This window comes from Colwellia sp. BRX9-1 (assembly GCF_014077195.1).
Classification (GTDB): domain Bacteria; phylum Pseudomonadota; class Gammaproteobacteria; order Enterobacterales; family Alteromonadaceae; genus Colwellia_A.
Window position 1 is genome coordinate 86,370 of the sequence record NZ_JACGVM010000008.1, and the last position, 18,913, is coordinate 105,282.

The 18,913-nt window shown below is 36.8% G+C and carries 14 protein-coding genes and 1 riboswitch; of the genes, 4 read left to right on the plus strand and 10 right to left on the minus strand.

Annotation, left to right across the window (positions count from 1 at the left end; translation table 11 throughout):
• Positions 1 to 150: 150 nt before the first annotated feature.
• From H4J76_RS09735 to H4J76_RS09745, 3 genes are read right to left on the minus strand one after another with little or no spacing between them, the layout of a single operon-like run.
• A complete protein-coding gene (locus tag H4J76_RS09735) occupies positions 151 to 873 on the minus strand; it encodes a tRNA (guanosine(46)-N(7))-methyltransferase TrmB (RefSeq protein ID WP_182215602.1) in 723 nt (240 codons plus the stop codon).
• Positions 873 to 1,646: an ABC transporter permease gene (locus H4J76_RS09740; RefSeq protein WP_182215604.1), complete on the minus strand. Its 774-nt coding sequence runs from the start codon at positions 1,644 to 1,646 to the stop codon at positions 873 to 875. Before H4J76_RS09740 ends, H4J76_RS09735 begins: the two co-directional genes overlap by 1 nt.
• A 1-nt stretch (position 1,647) precedes the next feature.
• Complete coding sequence (locus H4J76_RS09745; RefSeq protein WP_182215606.1) at positions 1,648 to 2,583, minus strand: ABC transporter ATP-binding protein; 936 nt, start codon at positions 2,581 to 2,583, stop codon at positions 1,648 to 1,650.
• 167 nt (positions 2,584 to 2,750) lie between these two features.
• Here H4J76_RS09745 and H4J76_RS09750 point away from each other — a divergent pair, with 167 nt between their 5' ends.
• Positions 2,751 to 5,078, plus strand: a complete 2,328-nt coding sequence (locus H4J76_RS09750; protein ID WP_182215607.1) for a S9 family peptidase — start codon at positions 2,751 to 2,753, stop codon at positions 5,076 to 5,078.
• Between the two features lie 156 nt (positions 5,079 to 5,234).
• Here H4J76_RS09750 and H4J76_RS09755 read toward each other — a convergent pair whose 3' ends face one another.
• Positions 5,235 to 7,649 carry an EAL domain-containing protein gene (locus H4J76_RS09755; RefSeq protein WP_182215609.1) on the minus strand — a complete coding sequence of 805 codons (2,415 nt, stop codon included), beginning with the start codon at positions 7,647 to 7,649 and terminating at the stop codon, positions 5,235 to 5,237.
• Positions 7,650 to 7,667: 18 nt separating this feature from the next.
• Complete coding sequence (locus H4J76_RS09760; protein WP_182215610.1) at positions 7,668 to 9,290, minus strand: FecR domain-containing protein; 1,623 nt, start codon at positions 9,288 to 9,290, stop codon at positions 7,668 to 7,670.
• A 313-nt stretch (positions 9,291 to 9,603) separates the two neighbouring features.
• On the opposite strand from H4J76_RS09760, the gene H4J76_RS09765 reads away from it, so the two are divergent.
• Positions 9,604 to 10,113, plus strand: a complete 510-nt coding sequence (locus tag H4J76_RS09765) for a DUF2059 domain-containing protein (protein ID WP_182215612.1) — start codon at positions 9,604 to 9,606, stop codon at positions 10,111 to 10,113.
• 68 nt (positions 10,114 to 10,181) lie between these two features.
• Here H4J76_RS09765 and H4J76_RS09770 read toward each other — a convergent pair whose 3' ends face one another.
• The 5 genes from H4J76_RS09770 to H4J76_RS09790 form a co-directional block, all read right to left on the minus strand.
• A complete protein-coding gene (locus H4J76_RS09770; protein WP_404842398.1) occupies positions 10,182 to 11,318 on the minus strand; it encodes a succinylglutamate desuccinylase/aspartoacylase family protein in 1,137 nt (378 codons plus the stop codon).
• 33 nt (positions 11,319 to 11,351) lie between these two features.
• A complete protein-coding gene (locus H4J76_RS09775) occupies positions 11,352 to 12,596 on the minus strand; it encodes a PLP-dependent decarboxylase (protein ID WP_182215616.1) in 1,245 nt (414 codons plus the stop codon).
• Between the two features lie 26 nt (positions 12,597 to 12,622).
• On the minus strand, positions 12,623 to 13,372 hold the full coding sequence (locus H4J76_RS09780; protein WP_182215618.1) for a 2,3,4,5-tetrahydropyridine-2,6-dicarboxylate N-succinyltransferase: 750 nt from the start codon (positions 13,370 to 13,372) through the stop codon (positions 12,623 to 12,625).
• 30 nt (positions 13,373 to 13,402) lie between these two features.
• Positions 13,403 to 14,335: a 4-hydroxy-tetrahydrodipicolinate synthase gene (dapA, locus tag H4J76_RS09785; protein WP_182215620.1), complete on the minus strand. Its 933-nt coding sequence runs from the start codon at positions 14,333 to 14,335 to the stop codon at positions 13,403 to 13,405.
• 90 nt (positions 14,336 to 14,425) lie between these two features.
• Positions 14,426 to 14,597: riboswitch (Lysine riboswitch) on the minus strand.
• 126 nt (positions 14,598 to 14,723) lie between these two features.
• Entirely contained in the window at positions 14,724 to 15,974 is a 1,251-nt protein-coding gene (locus tag H4J76_RS09790) for a DsbA family protein (protein WP_182175349.1), read from the minus strand.
• Positions 15,975 to 16,196: 222 nt separating this feature from the next.
• Here H4J76_RS09790 and H4J76_RS09795 point away from each other — a divergent pair, with 222 nt between their 5' ends.
• Positions 16,197 to 17,231: a methyltransferase gene (locus tag H4J76_RS09795; RefSeq protein ID WP_259366488.1), complete on the plus strand. Its 1,035-nt coding sequence runs from the start codon at positions 16,197 to 16,199 to the stop codon at positions 17,229 to 17,231.
• A gap of 43 nt (positions 17,232 to 17,274) precedes the next feature.
• Entirely contained in the window at positions 17,275 to 18,891 is a 1,617-nt protein-coding gene (locus H4J76_RS09800; RefSeq protein WP_182214430.1) for a sensor histidine kinase, read from the plus strand.
• Positions 18,892 to 18,913 lie beyond the last annotated feature (22 nt).

Below are 18,913 nucleotides of genomic sequence, written 5' to 3' on the forward strand. Positions count from 1 at the left end.
AAGTAATCAAGATCTAAGCCATATACGTTAAAGAGTTGATTTTTAATGAAAATAAAATTTAATTTCAAATCATTATTTACTGCTCATTAAATAAATTAGCGAGTTTCACTAACTTATTGTCAATTTTGCTAAGCAGCATAGTTAATAAAATTAAATAAAAGGTAGATATTCACGATTGAGCAATAACTGCCAGCAAGGTTGACCACTCGCTTTATATTTTGCTTCAAATGGCGTTAAAGGCTCTTCATTAGTAATCGCACTAATATCACCTAAAATACCCGCTACATCGGCAGCAAATTGAAACTCTTCTAAGTATAATCGCCAGTTACTGCGCAGAATAATTTGTTCACCAATATTAATAATTTGTGGGAATACCGCACTACCATGCCAACGCCTTTGAATATGTTTAGATTTAGGCCAAGGATTGGGATACAAAATATAATGTTTATTTACTGGCCAATTCGCTTGGTCAACTAAACGATAAAAATCATTCAAATTTGCTCTAACTAAATGGAAATTCTCAATTTTAGAGCCATCGTCATGGAGAAGTTCATCAACATTACGATTAATGCGATGCGCTGACTTATCTACACCAATCACTAAAGCCTGCGGATTTTGTTTGGCTAAAATACGTGTACTTTGCCCAACACCACAGCACGAGTCTAAAATAATATCCCCTTGATGGGCCTTCACTAAAACATCCATTTCGGCAAACGCTTGCTCGGTATGTGCTTGAAAAGGCTTTTGTGAGCGGTGCTGTAAATGTTTTTCAACAATTTCTTCAAGTTTTTCATGAATGCCAGGTTGATTAGTGATGATAACTCTTGAATCACCCGTCACGCTGACATCCTCTTTATCGATATTGATAGTCATTAGCTACGTAGCCCTATTCCTTTGGTGATAAGTGTCATGGCAATCGCATATAAGGTAATAATAAATGCCCCTAATACAGAGAATGCTAATGTTAGACTCACATCACTGATGCCTAAAAATCCGTACCTAAAAGCATTGACCATATAAACGATAGGATTTAATTGTGAAACACCTTGCCAAAAATCAGGGAGTAAACTGATTGAATAAAATACACCACCAAGATACGTTAATGGCGTTAAAATAAACGTTGGTATAATGGATATATCATCGAAACTACCAGCGAAAATAGCGTTAATCAAACCGCCTAAGGCAAACGTGGCTGACGTTAAACTAACCGTGGCAATAATCACCCAAATATTATGAATTTGAATATCAACAAACAATAAAGAGACTAAAGTCACTATCGTACCCACCAACATACCACGTGCCATACCGCCACCGACATAACCGGCAACAATCACCCAATTTGGTACCGGTGCAACCAGCATTTCTTCAACATTACGTTGCCATTTAGCACTAAAAAATGACGAGGCGACATTTGAATATGAATTGGTAATGACACTCATCATGATTAAGCCAGGCACAATGAACGACATATAATCAAACCCGCCCATTTGTCCAATGCGCGAACCAATAAGTTCACCAAAAATAACAAAGTATAAGCTAATGGTAATAGCCGGAGGGACCAATGTTTGTACCCATATACGCGTAAAACGATTGATTTCTTTATATAAGATGCTTTTCAGAGCAATAAAATTACTTTTTGATGACATACTATTTATTCTCCTGTTTAACTTTTTGCCCACTACCCACGAGACTGACGAATAACTCTTCTAGGCGATTACTTTTATTGCGCATACTACGAACATTAATATTTTGTCCGTTAAGCTGGCTAAAAATATCATTAATAAGTTGCGACTTTTTCACATCAACTTCTAAGGTGTGGTCGTCAATCAACCGACAAGTGAAGGCATCAAGCTCTGGCGCATTAGTTACGGAGTCGATATCAAAGACGATTGTTTCTTGGTCTAATTTTGACAGCAAAGATTTCATATCAGTATCTTCAACGATCACACCTGAGTCAATAATGGCAATATTTCGACAAAGCATTTCAGCTTCTTCCAAATAATGGGTCGTTAAAATGATCGTAATACCCTGCTTGTTTAATTCACGTAAGAAAATCCACATTGAGCGACGAAGTTCAATATCAACACCAGCAGTAGGTTCATCAAGAATAAGTACCTGCGGTTCATGCATTAGCGCTCTTGCAATCATCAGGCGACGTTTCATTCCTCCTGAAAGCATACGACCTGCATCGTTACGCTTGTCCCATAGATCGAGTTTTTTCAGGTACTTTTCAGCGCGTTTAAATGCTAAAGAACGTTCAACACCATAGTAACCGGCTTGATTAACTAAAATAGTTAACAAGGTTTCGAATTGATTAAAGTTAAACTCTTGTGGGACTAGACCTAAATAGCTCTTGGCTTGTTCAAGTTCTTTATCGATATCATGGCCAAAAACCTTAACACTACCTGCGGTTTTATTAACCAAAGAGGTGATGATACCTATGGTTGTCGACTTACCTGCGCCATTAGGACCAAGTAAAGCAAAAAAATCACCTTGTTTAACCGTAAGATCGATACCTTTAAGTGCAGTAAAACCACCTTTATAAACTTTTTTTAAGCCAGAAATTTCTAGTGCGTTATCCATGGTTCAACCTTTTGTTTTTTGATGTGCAATAGGTGAGGTCAAATTTACTTTTTTCAACCGCTAAGCGATCATTTAAATACGGTAAAAGTGACAAAATAGTCGACCAACAGCATTGCCAATTAATTGTATACAATTTAAAGTGATTGTACGCAAATTAAGGAAATATTATGCCTAAAATAAAAATAACTCGTTGGCTATGCTCAACCGCATTGACCACTGCTATTGCAGTATCATTAGCTGCTTGTCAAAACATCACCACAGAAAATACCACAAATACTAACATTAACCTTAAAAAATCAACGCCGTTAACCGTTGAACGTATTTACAAAGAGGGTGAATTTAGCTCAGATTATATTTCTCGCCTACGTTGGTTAGCCGACGGTAGTGGTTACACCATCGTTGAAAAATCAGCAAAAACAAAAACAGATGAAAAAGGCAAAGAAGTCAGCATAGGTCGTGACATCGTTGTTTATAACCCTGAAACCTTACAGCGTTCGGTATTGATTTCGGCACAACAACTGACACCTAAAGGCACTGAAAAGCCATTAGATATAGATAATTACACTTGGTCAGACGACCGTCAAAAATTGCTTATTTATACTAATAGTAAAAAAGTATGGCGTTCAAACAGTCGAGGTGATTATTGGTTATTAGATATAAAAACCAATAAATTAATGCAACTTGGTGGCAAAAATCCCTTAGCAAGCTCATTAATGTTTGCAAAATTTTCACCTAATGCAAGTAAAGTCGCTTACGTGGTTGCAGACAATATTTATGTAGAAAACTTAGCAAATAATAAGGTGTCTCAATTAACATTTGACGCTGGCGATGGAAAAATCAATGGTTTATTTGACTGGGTTTACGAAGAAGAGTTTACCATTAAGGATGGTTTTCGCTGGAGCCCTGACGGTGAAAAAATTGCCTACTGGCAGTTAGACACCAGTGGTAGTAAAGACTTCATTATGATTAATAATACTGACGAACTTTACCCGACCATCACAAAATTCCCTTACCCTAAAGTGGGTGAAACAAATGCATTACCAAAAGTTGGCGTAGTAAATTTAGCGACAACAAAAACTATCTGGGCCAATCTACCCAACAACTCACGCAACATGTATATTCCACGCATGAATTGGTCAGGTAACAGTCAACAAATATTGGTACAGCATGTCAACCGCAAACAAGACACTAATATTCTTTATTTAGCTAACGCTAATACCGGTGATGTCACAACTGTGATGACAGAGCAAGAAGAGACCTTTCTTGATTTCTTTGACGATGCTCGCTGGTTAAACCAAGGCAACAGCTTTTTATGGACTAGTGAACGCAGTGGTTGGCGCCATATTTTCAACATAACACGTGACGGAAAAACCGCTTTAAACTTAACGGAAGGTGACTTTGATGTAATAAGCATTCAAACCATCGACGAAGAAAACGGTTGGTTGTACTACATAGCTTCACCTGAAAATGTTGCACAGCGTTACTTATATCGCAGCAAGCTTGATGGAAGTTTAAGTAATCAACGGGTCACTCCTGAAGAATTTGCTGGTACTAACAGTTACCAAATGTCGGCAGACGGGCAATGGGCGATTCATTCACACTCGACATTTAGCCAACCAACGCAGAAACGTTTAGTGAAAATTGAAGGTCATCAAACCAAACACATGATGATGGACAACAAGGTATTAATCGATAAATTAGCTGAGTTGCCAAAAACAGATCATGAGTTTTTTCAAGTAAAAGCACAAGATGGTGTCGTTTTAGACGGTTATATTATTCGCCCTGCGGATTTTGATCCTAAGAAAAAATATCCTATCATTTTTTATGTTTATGGAGAGTCTTGGGGACAAACGGTTACTGATAGCTGGCGTGGCAGTGCAGCTATGTGGGATCAAATGTTAACTGAACAGGGTTACATAATAGCCTCTATTGATAATCGCGGTACACGCACACCAAAAGGCAGAGAGTGGCGCAAATCAATTTACGGCGCAGTCGGTGTACTTTCTTCACGTGACCAATCTGATGCATTAACAGCAATGGCAAATCGTTGGGACTATATTGATACTGACCATGTTGCTATTTGGGGGCATTCTGGCGGTGGTTCGATGACCTTAAATATGATGTTCCGTTACCCTGAGCAATATCATGTAGGTATTTCTTTAGCACCTGTGCCTGATCAACGTTTATACGATTCTATTTACCAAGAACGCTATTCGGGTTTATTAGCTGACTTTGCCGAAGGTTACAAGCAAGGTTCACCTATTACCCATGCTAAAAACTTGCAAGGTAAGTTACTGCTTATTCATGGCACAGGCGACGATAATGTTCATTACCAAGGCTCTGAACGCCTAATTAATGAATTAGTTAAGCACAACCGTCAGTTTGACTTCATGTCTTACCCGAATCGAAGCCATGGCTTGTACGAAGGCAGTGGCACAACGTTACACATTAAAACCATGATGACTAATTACTTCAATACACACTTAAAGCTGTAGCGGTTAAAATAAAAAAATTATCTGATAAAAAAACAAGGCCTCTTAATGAATGTTAAGAGGCCTTAATATAGGTAAGTCTTGCTAAAAAATATAAGCATTAGCGGTGTTATACAACAAATAATATGATAATAAATAGTAAAACCACAGCAAATAAAGTTACAAAAACCTACCTTTTTTAAGTAATGATTCAAGATCTTTATAAGATAAAGGCTTACTAAATAAATAGCCTTGTAGCTCATCACAATGATGTTTTTGCAAGAATTTTTGCTGTTCTATTAATTCTATACCTTCTGCAATAGTCGACATATTTAAACTCTGAGCCATAGATATAATCGCTAAAACAATTTTATTTGCATCATCACTGTCATTAATATCTTTAATGAATGAGCGATCGATTTTAATGCGATCAATAGGAAAACTTTTTAAGTAACTTAAAGACGAATAACCGGTACCAAAATCATCAATCGACAAGTTAATATTCAATTTTTTTAATTGAGACAATATATTTTCGGTATTCCCCATATTGTCGATGAGACAGCTCTCCGTTAATTCTAATTCTAAATACTGCGCATTAAAGCCAGTATCATTAAGAATTTTTTCAATGTTTTTTATTAATAACTCCTCATTAAATTGAATCGCAGAGACATTAACGCCCAACTTTATTGGTATACCATAGGTTAATTGACATATTTTAATTTGCTGACAGGCCGTTGTTAATATCCACTCTCCTATTTCATTAATCAGCCCCGTTGATTCGGCAATGGGTATAAATTCAGTTGGCGGTATATAACCTTTTACGGGGTGAAGCCAACGAGCAAGGGCCTCTACACCAACTATCTCACTTGTTTGAGCATTAACTTGTGGTTGATAATAAACTTCAATTTCGTTTTTCTCTAACGCGTGTGCTAAATCATTTTCGAAGTGATGTCGCTCTAAAGTTTCTTGATTAATGTGTTTATGATAAAAGCAAACGCCTCTGCCAGATCTTTCTTTAGCCCTTTGCATTGCTGAAGTTGCACAATTAATCAGGGTTTCTGCGGATAAGCCATCGTGTGGGTAAGTACTAACACCAATACTGATCGGCAAAGTAAACGATTCATTTTGAATAGATAATATTTTAGATAAATTAACATTAATGTTATTACACATAAGCTTAATATCGTCTTCTTTATGACGACCTAACCCAGTAACAATAAATTCTGTTCCTGTGTGTCGAGCTATCACCTGCTGCTCATCAATAAAGTACTGTATTCGTTTGGTGATTAATTTTAATAAGTTATTGCCTTCACTAAAGCCAACCAGATCATTTACTGCGTTAAATTTACCTATATTGATAATAATGACCGGGAAAGGCTTCTTTTCAAGCTGTGCTGATAAAATCAGCTCATTTATAATTAAATTTACTTTTTCAGCGTTAGGTAGTTGTGTTGCGTTATCCGTATATATTTTTTGATTGAGTTGTAGCAAATTATTTTTATAAAATTTCACTTTAAAAAACAATAAATACAAAATAATTAACAAAAGTAAGCCAATGGGCAACAGCGGATCTAGCCATAGGTTATAGACGAGCAAGCTCCCTGTTGCGATAACAAAGGTAGCAATAATTAGTCCGGCTAGACTTGTTAAGACAAAAGCAGAGTTCAATAAAGATAAACAGAGAATCGCGAGTAAAACGATTATCGCTGCAAAAGCATACTGACCAAGGTTTGGTATTAAAGTAATCGTTGCATCTGAGAGTAGAGCATTAACAATATGTCCATTAATTTCAACACCAGAAAGTCGTTGGTGAGACATAGATGTCGGTGTAGTAAAGCGCTCTCCAAGTCCTGATGCGGTAACTCCAATCAATATAACTTTATGGTTAAATATAGTGTTGTCAACATCACCACTGAGCACATCGCTATAAGATAAAGTGGGGATATCTATGCTATTAAAAGCGATATTTATTGGTTTTTGTCTTGTCCAAAAGTTTCCTTTTGAAACTTTATCGGGAGCAATAAATTTATTAGGCTGCATAATTTGAGCAAGAGATAATGCAAAACTAGGCCATTTAGCCTGCTGCCAACCGGCATATAAATAGACTTTGCGCATAACACCATCGGTGTCTAATTCAAAATCATTGTGACCTAATACTACCTTGTTTGTTAAAAAAATCGTCGATGGCAAAAGCTCATGAGCGCTAGCATTTTCTTCAAAATTAGGGGATAAAGGCAAAACAATATTAGCCGTATTGGCGATAGCTTTAGCAAATGTGACATCTGATGTTGGCTCGGCTAGGTCCGGATCGACAAATAAGATATCAAAACCAATAGCGGCAGGTTTTGCAGACGCTAATTTATCGACTAGTTGAGCGTGAACTTTACGTGGCCAAGGCCAACGGCCTATTGTTTGAATACTTTTATCATCGATAGCAATAATAACAGCATGATTTTCTTTAACTTGCTTTTGCTTAAGCACAACATCATAAAACAAGGTGTTTAACACATTTTCTGGCGTATAAAAAAATATGAAAAGGAAGCTAATGAGCAGCATTGCCATTAAATTTTTGTCTTTAAATAGTAGCCTAAACATAATGCTAATCATGACCTATTACAAAAGAATAAAAAGCGCTAAAAAAGCAAACGATATAAGCGCGTTATCATCATTATTACTGATAGTCTTCACGTCGCTCCACTCTCCATGAACATTTAATTTTTTATTGATAACACGCGAACGTATATAGATATCTCTGTCGTTGGGTATAGGTATTGAAAGCGTTTTTACTACCGATTCAAGAACCTGGGTATTAGCCATAAAATCAGACTCATCAGCAACCTGTATCTGTACTGACTCATCGACCTTAAGTGCTGACCAATCAACGACTAACTGATCAGTTTTATGCTGATAACTCCATTGCACAGGAGATAATAATGCCTGCCATAAAAAATCATTGCCCTTCGAAAAAGGTCCTCGACCTTTATGATCAACGCCAGCCACCCGCCAATAGTATTTCCCAAAAGGAAGTGTATTAGGAATAATAAATGAGCTTTCAGACAAATTTGTTAAAATAATAACATTGTCAAAATTACTATCCGAGGCGATTTGTAAAAGCGAACCTGATAATTCTTTCGCATAAGCCCAAGTAAGTTCACGAGTACCAGCATCAAAAAAGCTATCTACTTCACTAATGGCTGGAGGTAATGGCTTATTATTAACAGAAAATGAAGTACTTCGAGCGAACCCTTCTATATTTGAAAGACTAAGCGCACTAACTCTAATAAAGTAATCGCCATCTACGATTTTTGCGAGCGTAGCAACTGTTTGAGATTGATGTTGCTGCCAAACAATATCTGTAAAAGTATTATTAGATGAAATTTGCACTTTGTATGCTATTGCATCCTTAACATTTTCCCAGTCAAAATTTACCTCCTCACCTTCAAAGCGGTTTTTTGTGCTGATAAAACGTGGGGCATTCAATAGCATTATCGGTTTACTAGGAACCTGTCCTTTCGCTACTTTACTGGCAAACCCTTTCGCTATATATTCACTTTGCATTTGTGCGTTAACTTCGACCTCGCCCTCTAATACCTCAATAAGTGAATTATGATCTTGCGAGGAATGTGCAACTCTATAAACCGTGCCTCGCACTGAGCTTATGGCTGAAGCTGTAGATATATCTAAACGAGACCCTGGTCCCTTTGATTTTTTTGCCTGTGTTTCAACTTTACCTTGGTGAAGTTTTAGTTGCGTATCCGCCATTCCTGTTTTGCCATAACTTATTAAAGACTCAAAAGACAATTTACTTTTTTCAAGAAGAGTAAGCACAGAGCCATCAACAAGCGTGAGGCTGACACTAGAATTAGCATCAACAGTTAATATATCACCAAAGCTCAATATTGAGCCGAGTTTAGTGACTTGCGTTTCACCTTGTTTAAAGAAGGTACTTTTGCCCGAAATAGCCGTTATTGTCGCATAGGTTGGATAGCTTTTTATCCACGACATAGGTACTTCTATTAAGGTATTGGGCTGTAATTTTTTAGGATATGTGATTCCATTAAGTTTTTGAAGTTTTTGATAAAAAGCTGTTTCTTCAAGATATTCTTGGCTGATACTCCATAAGCTATCGCCTTCTACAACGGTATAAACCCATTTTTTTTCAGCCGCTTGTATAGTAAGAGGCAAAAAAACAACGAGTATAATATAGTAGAAAAACATCCGTTTAAAATTCACCATTAGTCCTTTATTAATCGTTTAGAATTTATTAAGAGCATTATTTATACCACAAAATTGTCTTTAATAAATATGCTTATGGCTTACTAAGTGACGATTTAATGACTAATTTGATTCCTATGCTTCATAAATGCGTTAAATCAAATTTATTACCTTCCAATTTTAACCATAATCAGAAGTCGATGGTAATCTAGTGATGATTTTCAGTCACTCTACGACTCATCATTTTGTTGCTACAAATGTAATGAAAATGTTGCAATATAATCAACAAGTATTATGATCAATACTCACTCTATTAAAAATTAAAGGAATAATAATGAGAAGAATCACCATGCTGCTATTGGTACTTATGCTTAGTTTTACTAGTAAAGCTAACGACTTATCATCAAGGGCATCGATTGAAAAATTAATGGAATTAACTGAAGTTTCAAAAATGATAGAGAGTATGCAAAGTCAAGTTACGCTAATGTTTGAAGGTATGTCGAAAAAAATGAATATTTCGAACAAAGAGAAAGTTCATTTTGATAAATATATGGATAAAGTAAATGCCCTTCTTCATGAGAAAATGAATTGGCATAGCTTTAAAGAGCCAATGATAGACATTTACAGCCGCAATTTTACCGAAGCAGAAATACAAGGGTTAATAACATTTTATCGTTCAGATATTGGCAGAAGTATGACGAAAAAAATGCCTTTAATTATTCAAGACTCAATCATACTTTCACAACAGTTAATGCAAGATTTTATACCCGAAGTCCAATCTTTAGCCAAAGAACTTAGCGCGAGTATCGAACAATCTCGCCAAAAAGAGCAAACAAACAAGTAGTTCAAAGGTATTGGCAACAGTAGTATTGTCAATACCTTATTTATAAATCAAGGCTAATTCACACAGTATTAAAACTCAAAATACTCACTAAACACTTTATATAATTCTGTACCTTGATTCACACTCGCCGAGGCAAAATGTAAAATAGGAATGACTTTTTTATCCAGTGAAATATAGTGCAATGGATCGCCGTCACCATAATTATCCATGCGTAAAATTCTCGCCAGCGGTTCACCTGCAGCTAATGGTTGACCAAATTCAGCCAAGTAATCGACCATCCCTCCCATTGGCGAATAAAAGGCTTTGTAGTTTTTTAAATAACATCCATAACGTGTCATCGTTTTAGGTCGGTATTCAGTGGTGTTGATGACGTTTTTATGCTGTAAATAATTCATAATACTTTTAGCATCTTCTAAGGCTACATCAAGATCAATCTGTTCTTGCGAGCCTAATTCAACGGTAAAGCTTTCTTTGTTAATAGACGCTGAACTAATCGAAAACTCGATACCTAATTCAGCAAAAGCGTCTTGTAATGACCACCAAGGGCAGAAGGTTGCTTCATCTAAGGCACCATCAAAGTCATTAGGAATTAATAATGTATGTGGAATATCAAAGTACTGAGCGCTTTCTTGCGCATATTCAGGGCAGTATAAATGTTTACTTGAAATAGGCCCGGTATGTAAGTCTAAAACGTAGTCAGCTTGATGAGCCAAGCGCTGTAATTGATAAGCAATGCGTTGTCCGGTCGTTAGCCCATAAATATTATGGTTAAGTTTTTCTTCAATACTTTCAATCATTAGCTTTTTAAAATTGGCTTCAATAACTTGATTTTTTTTGCCAATACATTCACGAACAAACGGCTTGATGATGCTTTCATCAAAGTGATACATCCGATTCCAATTCACTCCGGTGATAGGATCAAATCTGCCAAGGGTATATTCACCATTTTTATGATTACACCCCACAGGGTTGGCATAAGGTACTAAGGTAATATCGCCATTTATTTTTGTGTTTTTCAATAATTCTAATAGTTGAAAAATAACCGCATTACCTTGCACTTCAGCGCCATGCATATTCGCTTGAATATAAACACTGGGTGCATCAGTACGTCCTTTTATACGATAAACAGGAACGGTAAGTGCTGCGCCGCTCGCCATTTCACCAACATGCATAACTTCTTTTTTTATTTCATTCATTTTGTTCACTTTATCTTAAACATTAAGCTGAAGTATTTATCGCTATCTTAAATACCAATCCGCTGGTTGTGCTGCTCTGACTTCAACCAACGTCCCTTGACTAAACACGTATTCAGCAGCGATATGGTGACAAAGAAAAAATGGCATACTTTCAGTAAAACCGTAAGCACCGCAATAGCCAAATACCAGTTGATCGCCAACAGATACGTCATCAGGCAAAGGCAACTTACCCAATTTGTCCATACTGGTACATAGCGGACCATGAATATCAAACAACTGTTTTTCGCGTGTAGACTCTCGTAGTAAATTGACAGGAAAAGGCTGTTCGGTTATCGCCGGTCTTAACAAATGATTAATACCTGCGGCTAAGACTAACTGCTCTTGACCATAATTCATTTTTCTATCAACAACGGGGACCACATAATAACCACACTCAGCAACCGCAAAACGGCCCAATTCTAACCATAACTCTTCGGCACCTGCCTGCTGCTTTATGATCGCCAGATCAGCAATAATTTTCTGCCAAGAAAGTGTTTTGCCTTGCTGTAAATAATCAATACCTAAACCGCCACCTAAATCTAAGATTTTTAATGGCATACCTATGTCATCAGCTAAACCTTTTAATGGTGCAACCATTTGTGACCACAGCGAGAACATTTTTTCATTACTGAGCATATTGCCCCATTGAAAAATATGTAAACCACACAACTCAATACCAGGAAAGTTAACGACTTTAATGCTTTGCCACTGCTCTATCGACAAACCAAATGGTGTTAGGCAATTTCCCCCTAAAGGGTTTTTTTCACCCTCTGGCCATTGCAACTGAACCCGCAACAGCACTCTTGGCTTAACATCATGCTCAATAGCTGCTTCATTTAACCAAGTTAATTGATTCAAACTTTCAGCAACAAAAATATTAACCCCTTGTTTAATGAACGACGTTATTTGTGCTTTTGATTTTGCCGGACCGGTATTTAAGATACGTTCGGGTGTAATACCTTGCTTTAAGACTTGATTTAATTCGCCACTGCTCGCCACATCAAAATTAAAACCCGCATCGTCTAAGGTTTTAATGATGTTAGATAACGGGTTCGCTTTTACCGCAAACCATAACTTAATGACGTCTTGGCGTTGTAGTTCGGCTAAATGGGCTTTAAGCGCATCAAGATGATAAACAAAGTAACCTTCTTGCTGGCTACTTTCAGGTTGTTGCTTTGTTAACTCAGCGCTTAATTCAAGCGCCGAAGGAGAATCAAAACAATAGGTAGTATTTACTAACTCAGACATGATATTCCTGCTTTACCTTAGAGGGCTTAACGTAAAATAGACTCGAGCTCTAACGAGGCATTACTTTTTTCATCGCGATATTTAACGATTAATGCACAAGCCATATTTAAACCGTGCGTTTTCGCCCACGCCCCTGAAACCGGACGTGTTCCTGGCACCACTACAGCACGTTCAGGAATATCAGCACCTTTTTCAAGCATCACTTCATTCACACAATCGTAAACAGGCACTGACGCTGAAAGTGAGACACCTGGCGCTAAAACAGCCCCTTTTTTAACAACAATACCTTCGACAATGACCACACCAGCACTTAGAAAGGCACCATCTTCGATAATAACAGGGCTTGCACCAACCGGTTCTAAAACACCACCAATTTGAACAGCGGCAGAAACATGAACATTTTTACCTATTTGGGCGCACGAGCCAATTAATGCATGGCTATCAATCATAGTACCTGTATCAACAAAAGCCCCAACATTAATGTAAGCGGGTGGCATAATAATGACACCAGGAGCAACATGCGCACCACGGCGAACTGAAGAACCACCCGGTACTAATCGCACTTTATCGTCAGCGGTAAACTCACGCGCAGGTAAATTATGTTTATCGACAAACCCCTTATAAATGCCATCAAAAGCAATGTTTTCGCCCGCTTTAAATGCTGATAATATAGCTTCTTTTACGGCTACATTGGCCTGCCAATTTCCTGCTTCATCTTGATTTGCCGCACGAACAGTACCTGCTTCTAATTGTGTTAATGTTTCTTGCCAATTCATTTTAAATTCTCATGTTAATACTTAAAGGGATCACTTAGCTTGAGTTTCAAGCCATTGATTAATTAATTTATCTGATGCTAACAGCGAGTTGCAGTCGTTAAGTTCTAAATGGGTTAACGGCGCACGTAAAAAGGGAGTGTTGATCATTTTATTTTGGTGCATTAATACTTTTACGGGTATGGGACTTGCCACCTGAAAAAGCTCATCGACCGCATTTTGCCAAAGTGGAAATAAACCTTGAGTCTCACCAGCTAGTGATAGCTCGACGTATTGATGAGTCGCTGCCGGCCAGACATTACTACAAACCGAAACTAACCCTTTTACACCTGCTTGTGCTAAGTAAGGCATCATGGCGTCTTCACCACTATATAGGGCTATATCTGGACAATACTGGCGATAGGCGAGTACCTGATTTAAATCGCCACTGGCTTCTTTTAACGCCCAACAATGCTGATGATTTTGCACCGCCTGTAAAGTTTCAATAGCAATAGAAACACCGCTACGAGAGGGGACGTTATATAACATACAGGGGAAGTTGGCGGCATCAAGTAAAGCACTAAACCATTGCGTTTGACCTATCACACCCGGCTTTGCGTAAATGGGACTACCAAGTAAGTAGGCTGAAATAGGTAATTTATTACAAGCTGTTATCCAATTAATTTGCTCGGTTAACTGATAACCGCCAACAGCAACCATTAAAGGTGCGCTTAGTGATAATTGGCAAACGAATTCAACAATCTTAACTTGCTCTTGCGATGTTAAGGCCAGGCCCTCTCCTGTACTACCTAGCAAGACAATACCATTACCGGCGTCAGACTGACTAATAGCTAATTGTTTGAGGCTTGGAAAATCGATTTGACCATCATCAAGTAATGGCGTAATTAATGCGGTCCATAAAATAGTATGATGAAGCGTTGGGTTAGCTGTTAAGCTAATTTTTTTTGATAGTTTTATTTGATTCATTTCTCTCGAACTCTGTTCGTTCGGAGAACTTTTAGGCGTTTGTAATAACCAAGATAACAATCACTTATGTGAAGAGCATTAGGCTTTACAAAGGCCAGAAGCTCCCCACCAAGTTGGTGACAATTGTTAGGATTCAACCCAAACAACCGATAAGTAAATTATCAAAAAATTACTTACCTCGGCATTAATCCCCCTCGTTACCAATCATTAGAGCTTGATCTCTTTATGATAACTACCTGGTTAATGCTCCTCTTCTGGCCCTTTATCATAAGTTTCGCTTGTTTGAAAAAACAAAACTTTATTGAATTCAGGACAACAACATTAGAACATTTATTCTAATGTTGAGTCAATAGTGCTCTAAATGAAGATAATACGGATATATTATATCTTATGAAACAATGATCGCTTGTTCAATTTGTGCCAAGCGGTCTTGCCCCCAACAAATAACATTTTGAAATCGAAAACAAGGCGCTCCCCATAACCCCATGCCATCTAAAGTACTTTGGTTGGTATCAGACCATTGTTGCCAGTCATGTTCATTATTATATTCTAACGCTTGTAGATAATTGATTTTATGCTGCTGACATAAAGATTCGATTACCGATTTATTTGATAAGTCTAAACCGTCAACATAAATGGCCTTAAACGCAGACTTAATAAAATCGAGTTCTTTATTTTGTTGTTCTGCATACGAAAAAATTTGAAAAGCATTAAAAATACCTTGCCCTAAAGGATCTGCAATACCGGTAAAAGGAATATTAAGTTTTTTAGCTTCACGACTGGCATCAAAAACAGCATAACGTTCTTTATTTTCTGTCGTGGTTAACCCCCGCATAATCAAAGGTAATAACGGCTTTATCTTTAAAGGGATCTGATAATGCTGACTTAACTTTTCTGCTTGTAATAAACCAATGTAAGAATAAGGGCTTCGTAATGAAATAAAGGCTTCTAATATTTTCGTGTCAGCGATGTCAGCGATGTCAGCTGCATTATCTTTCACTTGTTGCTCAGCAAAGACTAATTTATTTTTTTGATAAACAGCAACACTGTCATCTTTTGCTAAACCAAAGTCAGCCAAACGTTTTTCTAGATGCTCAAGCCTATCAATACCAACAAACCATTGCCCCGCAATAAAAATAGACGAAGGTAAGTAATGCCCTTGTTTAACTAAACGTATTAAATTTTTAATTTGATAATTTATTACCGGTGTAGAAGCATGATAGTAGTAATCAAAATCATTCGACCAAGTCTGTTGAAAGAGTTGCCAAGCATTATCGAGTGTTTTAGGTCGCAACTGCCACATTTGCTGACCAGTAAAGAGTGATTCTTGAGTCGGTCGTTGCGTTATTTTTTTCAATTGATATTGATCAGCAATAAAGTTGGCATCTTTTATTGCCCAAGTGCGCATTAATTTGGGATCGATAGTTACCCCTGGAACACTTTCATAGACTAAGAACAATTTAAATTGAATATTGAAACGTTGCTCTAGCTCTGGTAACACTTGAATCAGCATAAAGCTATAAGGGTCATTAAGTGCTAAGTAAACTTCAGCGACAGGTGTTTTTCTAAACCAGTTAGGGACGGTAAAATAGCGAAATTTTAATAACCATGCACGCTTATCACTGCGTATTAGTTTCACTTTAAACCAAGTAAAAAATTTAGTAAAAATAACCCACTCCCTGAATTTTATATGGTGATTTGCAAATTTATTATTCGCCTTTCTGACATGATAATAATATTCACGTAGAATAGCGGCTATTATAAACATATCTTTTCGTTAAGCGTATAAAATACCGTTAATTAATTTAGGGTATAAGTTATATATTTATGAATGCCATAACCCAATTATTTGAGAATAACTTTGTTAGATAACATCAATCAATTATTGCTGCGTAATCCCGATTTACTAAAAGCAAAAGCGCCATTATTTATCAACTTACCTATTGACGATTTTTTTGAAGAATACCATGCACTTCACCCTCAAGCAGTGATGACATGTTATAACACGAATTATCAATCACATTTACAAGCCAAACGATTAGACCTCACTCAAATGACTGCGGTATTTAATGTCTATTATCAAAGTAAGACTGCCCACGACTTAGTGATTATTCAGTTTCCTAAAAGTAAGGCCGAGTTAACTTTTATGCTCGCGATGATAAAAGACTCGATAGCAAATGAATGTTTAGTTTTGGTTGTCGGTGAGAATAAAAGCGGTATTAAGTCATTAGCAAAGTTGACCGAACAACAGCTTGGCGATTGTGCAAAAATTGATGCTGCTCGCCATTGCTTATTATTCGCAAGCAATATACTTGCGACGCAAGAGTCTTTTATCTTAGACAACTGGCTAAAGCCATATTCTTTTATGATTAAAGACACAAGTGTAGATGTGGTTGCCTTGCCTGGTGTATTCAGTCAAAACGGCCTCGACATTGGCACTCAGGTATTGTTGGAAAATTTACCAAAGAAAATTACCGGCGAGCTACTCGATTTTGGCTGTGGTGCCGGAGTCATAGCCAGTTACTTGGGTAAAGTTTTTCCTGAGATTAAGTTACACTTACTTGATGTCAGTGCCTTAGCATTATATTCAGCGCAAGCAACATTGAAATTAAATAATTTAACTGGTCACGTTTTTCCATCAGATAGCTTGTCAGATGTAAAAGGTAAGTACGATTACGTTATTTCAAATCCACCCTTTCATCAGGGCCTTAAAACCAATTATCAAGCAACAGAGACATTCCTTTCAAAAATAAAACCCCATTTAAAACCGAAAGGACAAGTCACTGTGGTGGCAAATAGTTTTCTCCGTTATCAACCCATCATGGAAGAGGCGATTGGAAGAACACAAGTTTTAGCTAAGCAAAAGGGCTTTTCTCTTTATCATTGTTCAATTTAATTGCTCAATATAAAATTTAAGTTACTATAAATATATGGAAAAAATGAAACGCATTCACTCATTAAAGAAAAAACTGATGATTATGATCATCGGTTTCATTGTATTGTTTGTTACTCTTTCTTCTTTTATCATCGCTAATTCATTTATTGAAGATACAAAAGAAGACGCAGCGACTAATACAAAATATTGGGCCGAGCTTATCGCTAATGCCAGCAGCACCAATCTTGTTAATGATAAAACGCTGTTAACTGATCATTATTTATCCATGCTTAAATCTGTCCCTTATATTAATCACGTTCATATTTATAAAGTATCCCCTGAGCCTGAAGGCATAGTGTTTTTTGCGAACTATAATAAAAGTATGAGCTCACCTATACTTGAAAAAACAGATAGAATAATGGAGTTATCTTCGGTAAAGATAAGTACTTATATTATAGAGCTTATGGTACCCATTACCCAGCAAGATAAAAAAGTTGGCTACGTTTATATACAAGTTGGTACTGACTATATTAAACGTATAACAAACAACATGTTCTTGCGTTATAGCGTCATTATTTTCATGCTTATTTTAGTGACGCTTTTAATAACAATAATACTCAACCGCTTTATTACCATTCCTATGTCAGATATGGCAAATAAAGTACAAGATATTTCGAAACATAAACAGTTCAATTTACGCATTGAACAAATGCCTTTTAAAGAGCTCGATATTCTAGCGCGCAACATAAACATCGTACTCAATAGAGCTGAAACACAACTTGCTAAACTCTCCGATGCCAAGCAACTCACTTATCAGCAAAACAAAGATCTTGAAAATAAAGTCAATAAACGTACCCAAGCCTTGAAGGATTCCAATAATGAATTACTTTCAACATTAGAAAAATTGCATCAGTTTCAAGGGCAACTTGTTGAAAGTGAGAAAATGGCTTCGTTAGGCGATATGGTTGCCGGTGTTGCTCATGAAGTAAATACACCGATAGGTTTAGGCGTTACAGCTTCAACATTATTATCGGATCGCTTATTAGAAATAAAAAAAGCTTTTGATGATAAAACCTTAAAATCAAGTCAATTGAAAAAGTTTCTTGTTGAAGGTGAAGAAAATACCGCAATTATTTACCGTAACTTGAAGCGCGCTGCAGAATTAATTGCCAGTTTCAAAAAAGTTGCTGTTGACCAATCAAGTGAAGAAGCACGAACATTCAATATCAAAAATTTGTTTGACGACATATTATTAACGTTAGCCCCACAAATTAAAAAGTTACCTTTTATTATTAATGTGGACTGTCCAAGCGAACTCGTCATAAAAAGCAAACCCGGTCCTATCAATCAAATAATTATTAATTTAATACAAAATTCTATTAATCATGGCTTTGATGACAGAGACCATGGTGTAATTACCATACAGACTAGTATTTCTAGCGATATGCTTACTATTGACTATCAGGACGACGGTAGGGGTATTGAGCCTTCTATTATGAATAAAATTTTTGAGCCTTTCACCACCACAAAAAGGGGTTCGGGTGGCAGTGGCTTGGGCTTACATCTGGTGTATAATTTAGTCACACAAGCACTAGGTGGAAAAATATCCTTTATTAGTGAAATTGAAAAAGGGGTTAATTTCAAAATTATTATCCCAACACAAGTCATTAAAGAAGATTAAAGCTGTGCTGATAAATATTTGT

Coding starts and splice junctions, on each gene's coding strand:
- H4J76_RS09735 (WP_182215602.1), bottom strand. CDS start 873: ATGACTATCAATATCGATAAAGAGGATGTCAGCGTGACGGGTGATTCA.
- H4J76_RS09740 (WP_182215604.1), bottom strand. CDS start 1,646: ATGTCATCAAAAAGTAATTTTATTGCTCTGAAAAGCATCTTATATAAA.
- H4J76_RS09745 (WP_182215606.1), bottom strand. CDS start 2,583: ATGGATAACGCACTAGAAATTTCTGGCTTAAAAAAAGTTTATAAAGGT.
- H4J76_RS09750 (WP_182215607.1), top strand. CDS start 2,751: ATGCCTAAAATAAAAATAACTCGTTGGCTATGCTCAACCGCATTGACC.
- H4J76_RS09755 (WP_182215609.1), bottom strand. CDS start 7,649: ATGTTTAGGCTACTATTTAAAGACAAAAATTTAATGGCAATGCTGCTC.
- H4J76_RS09760 (WP_182215610.1), bottom strand. CDS start 9,290: ATGGTGAATTTTAAACGGATGTTTTTCTACTATATTATACTCGTTGTT.
- H4J76_RS09765 (WP_182215612.1), top strand. CDS start 9,604: ATGAGAAGAATCACCATGCTGCTATTGGTACTTATGCTTAGTTTTACT.
- H4J76_RS09775 (WP_182215616.1), bottom strand. CDS start 12,596: ATGTCTGAGTTAGTAAATACTACCTATTGTTTTGATTCTCCTTCGGCG.
- H4J76_RS09780 (WP_182215618.1), bottom strand. CDS start 13,372: ATGAATTGGCAAGAAACATTAACACAATTAGAAGCAGGTACTGTTCGT.
- dapA (WP_182215620.1), bottom strand. CDS start 14,335: ATGAATCAAATAAAACTATCAAAAAAAATTAGCTTAACAGCTAACCCA.
- H4J76_RS09800 (WP_182214430.1), top strand. CDS start 17,275: ATGAAACGCATTCACTCATTAAAGAAAAAACTGATGATTATGATCATC.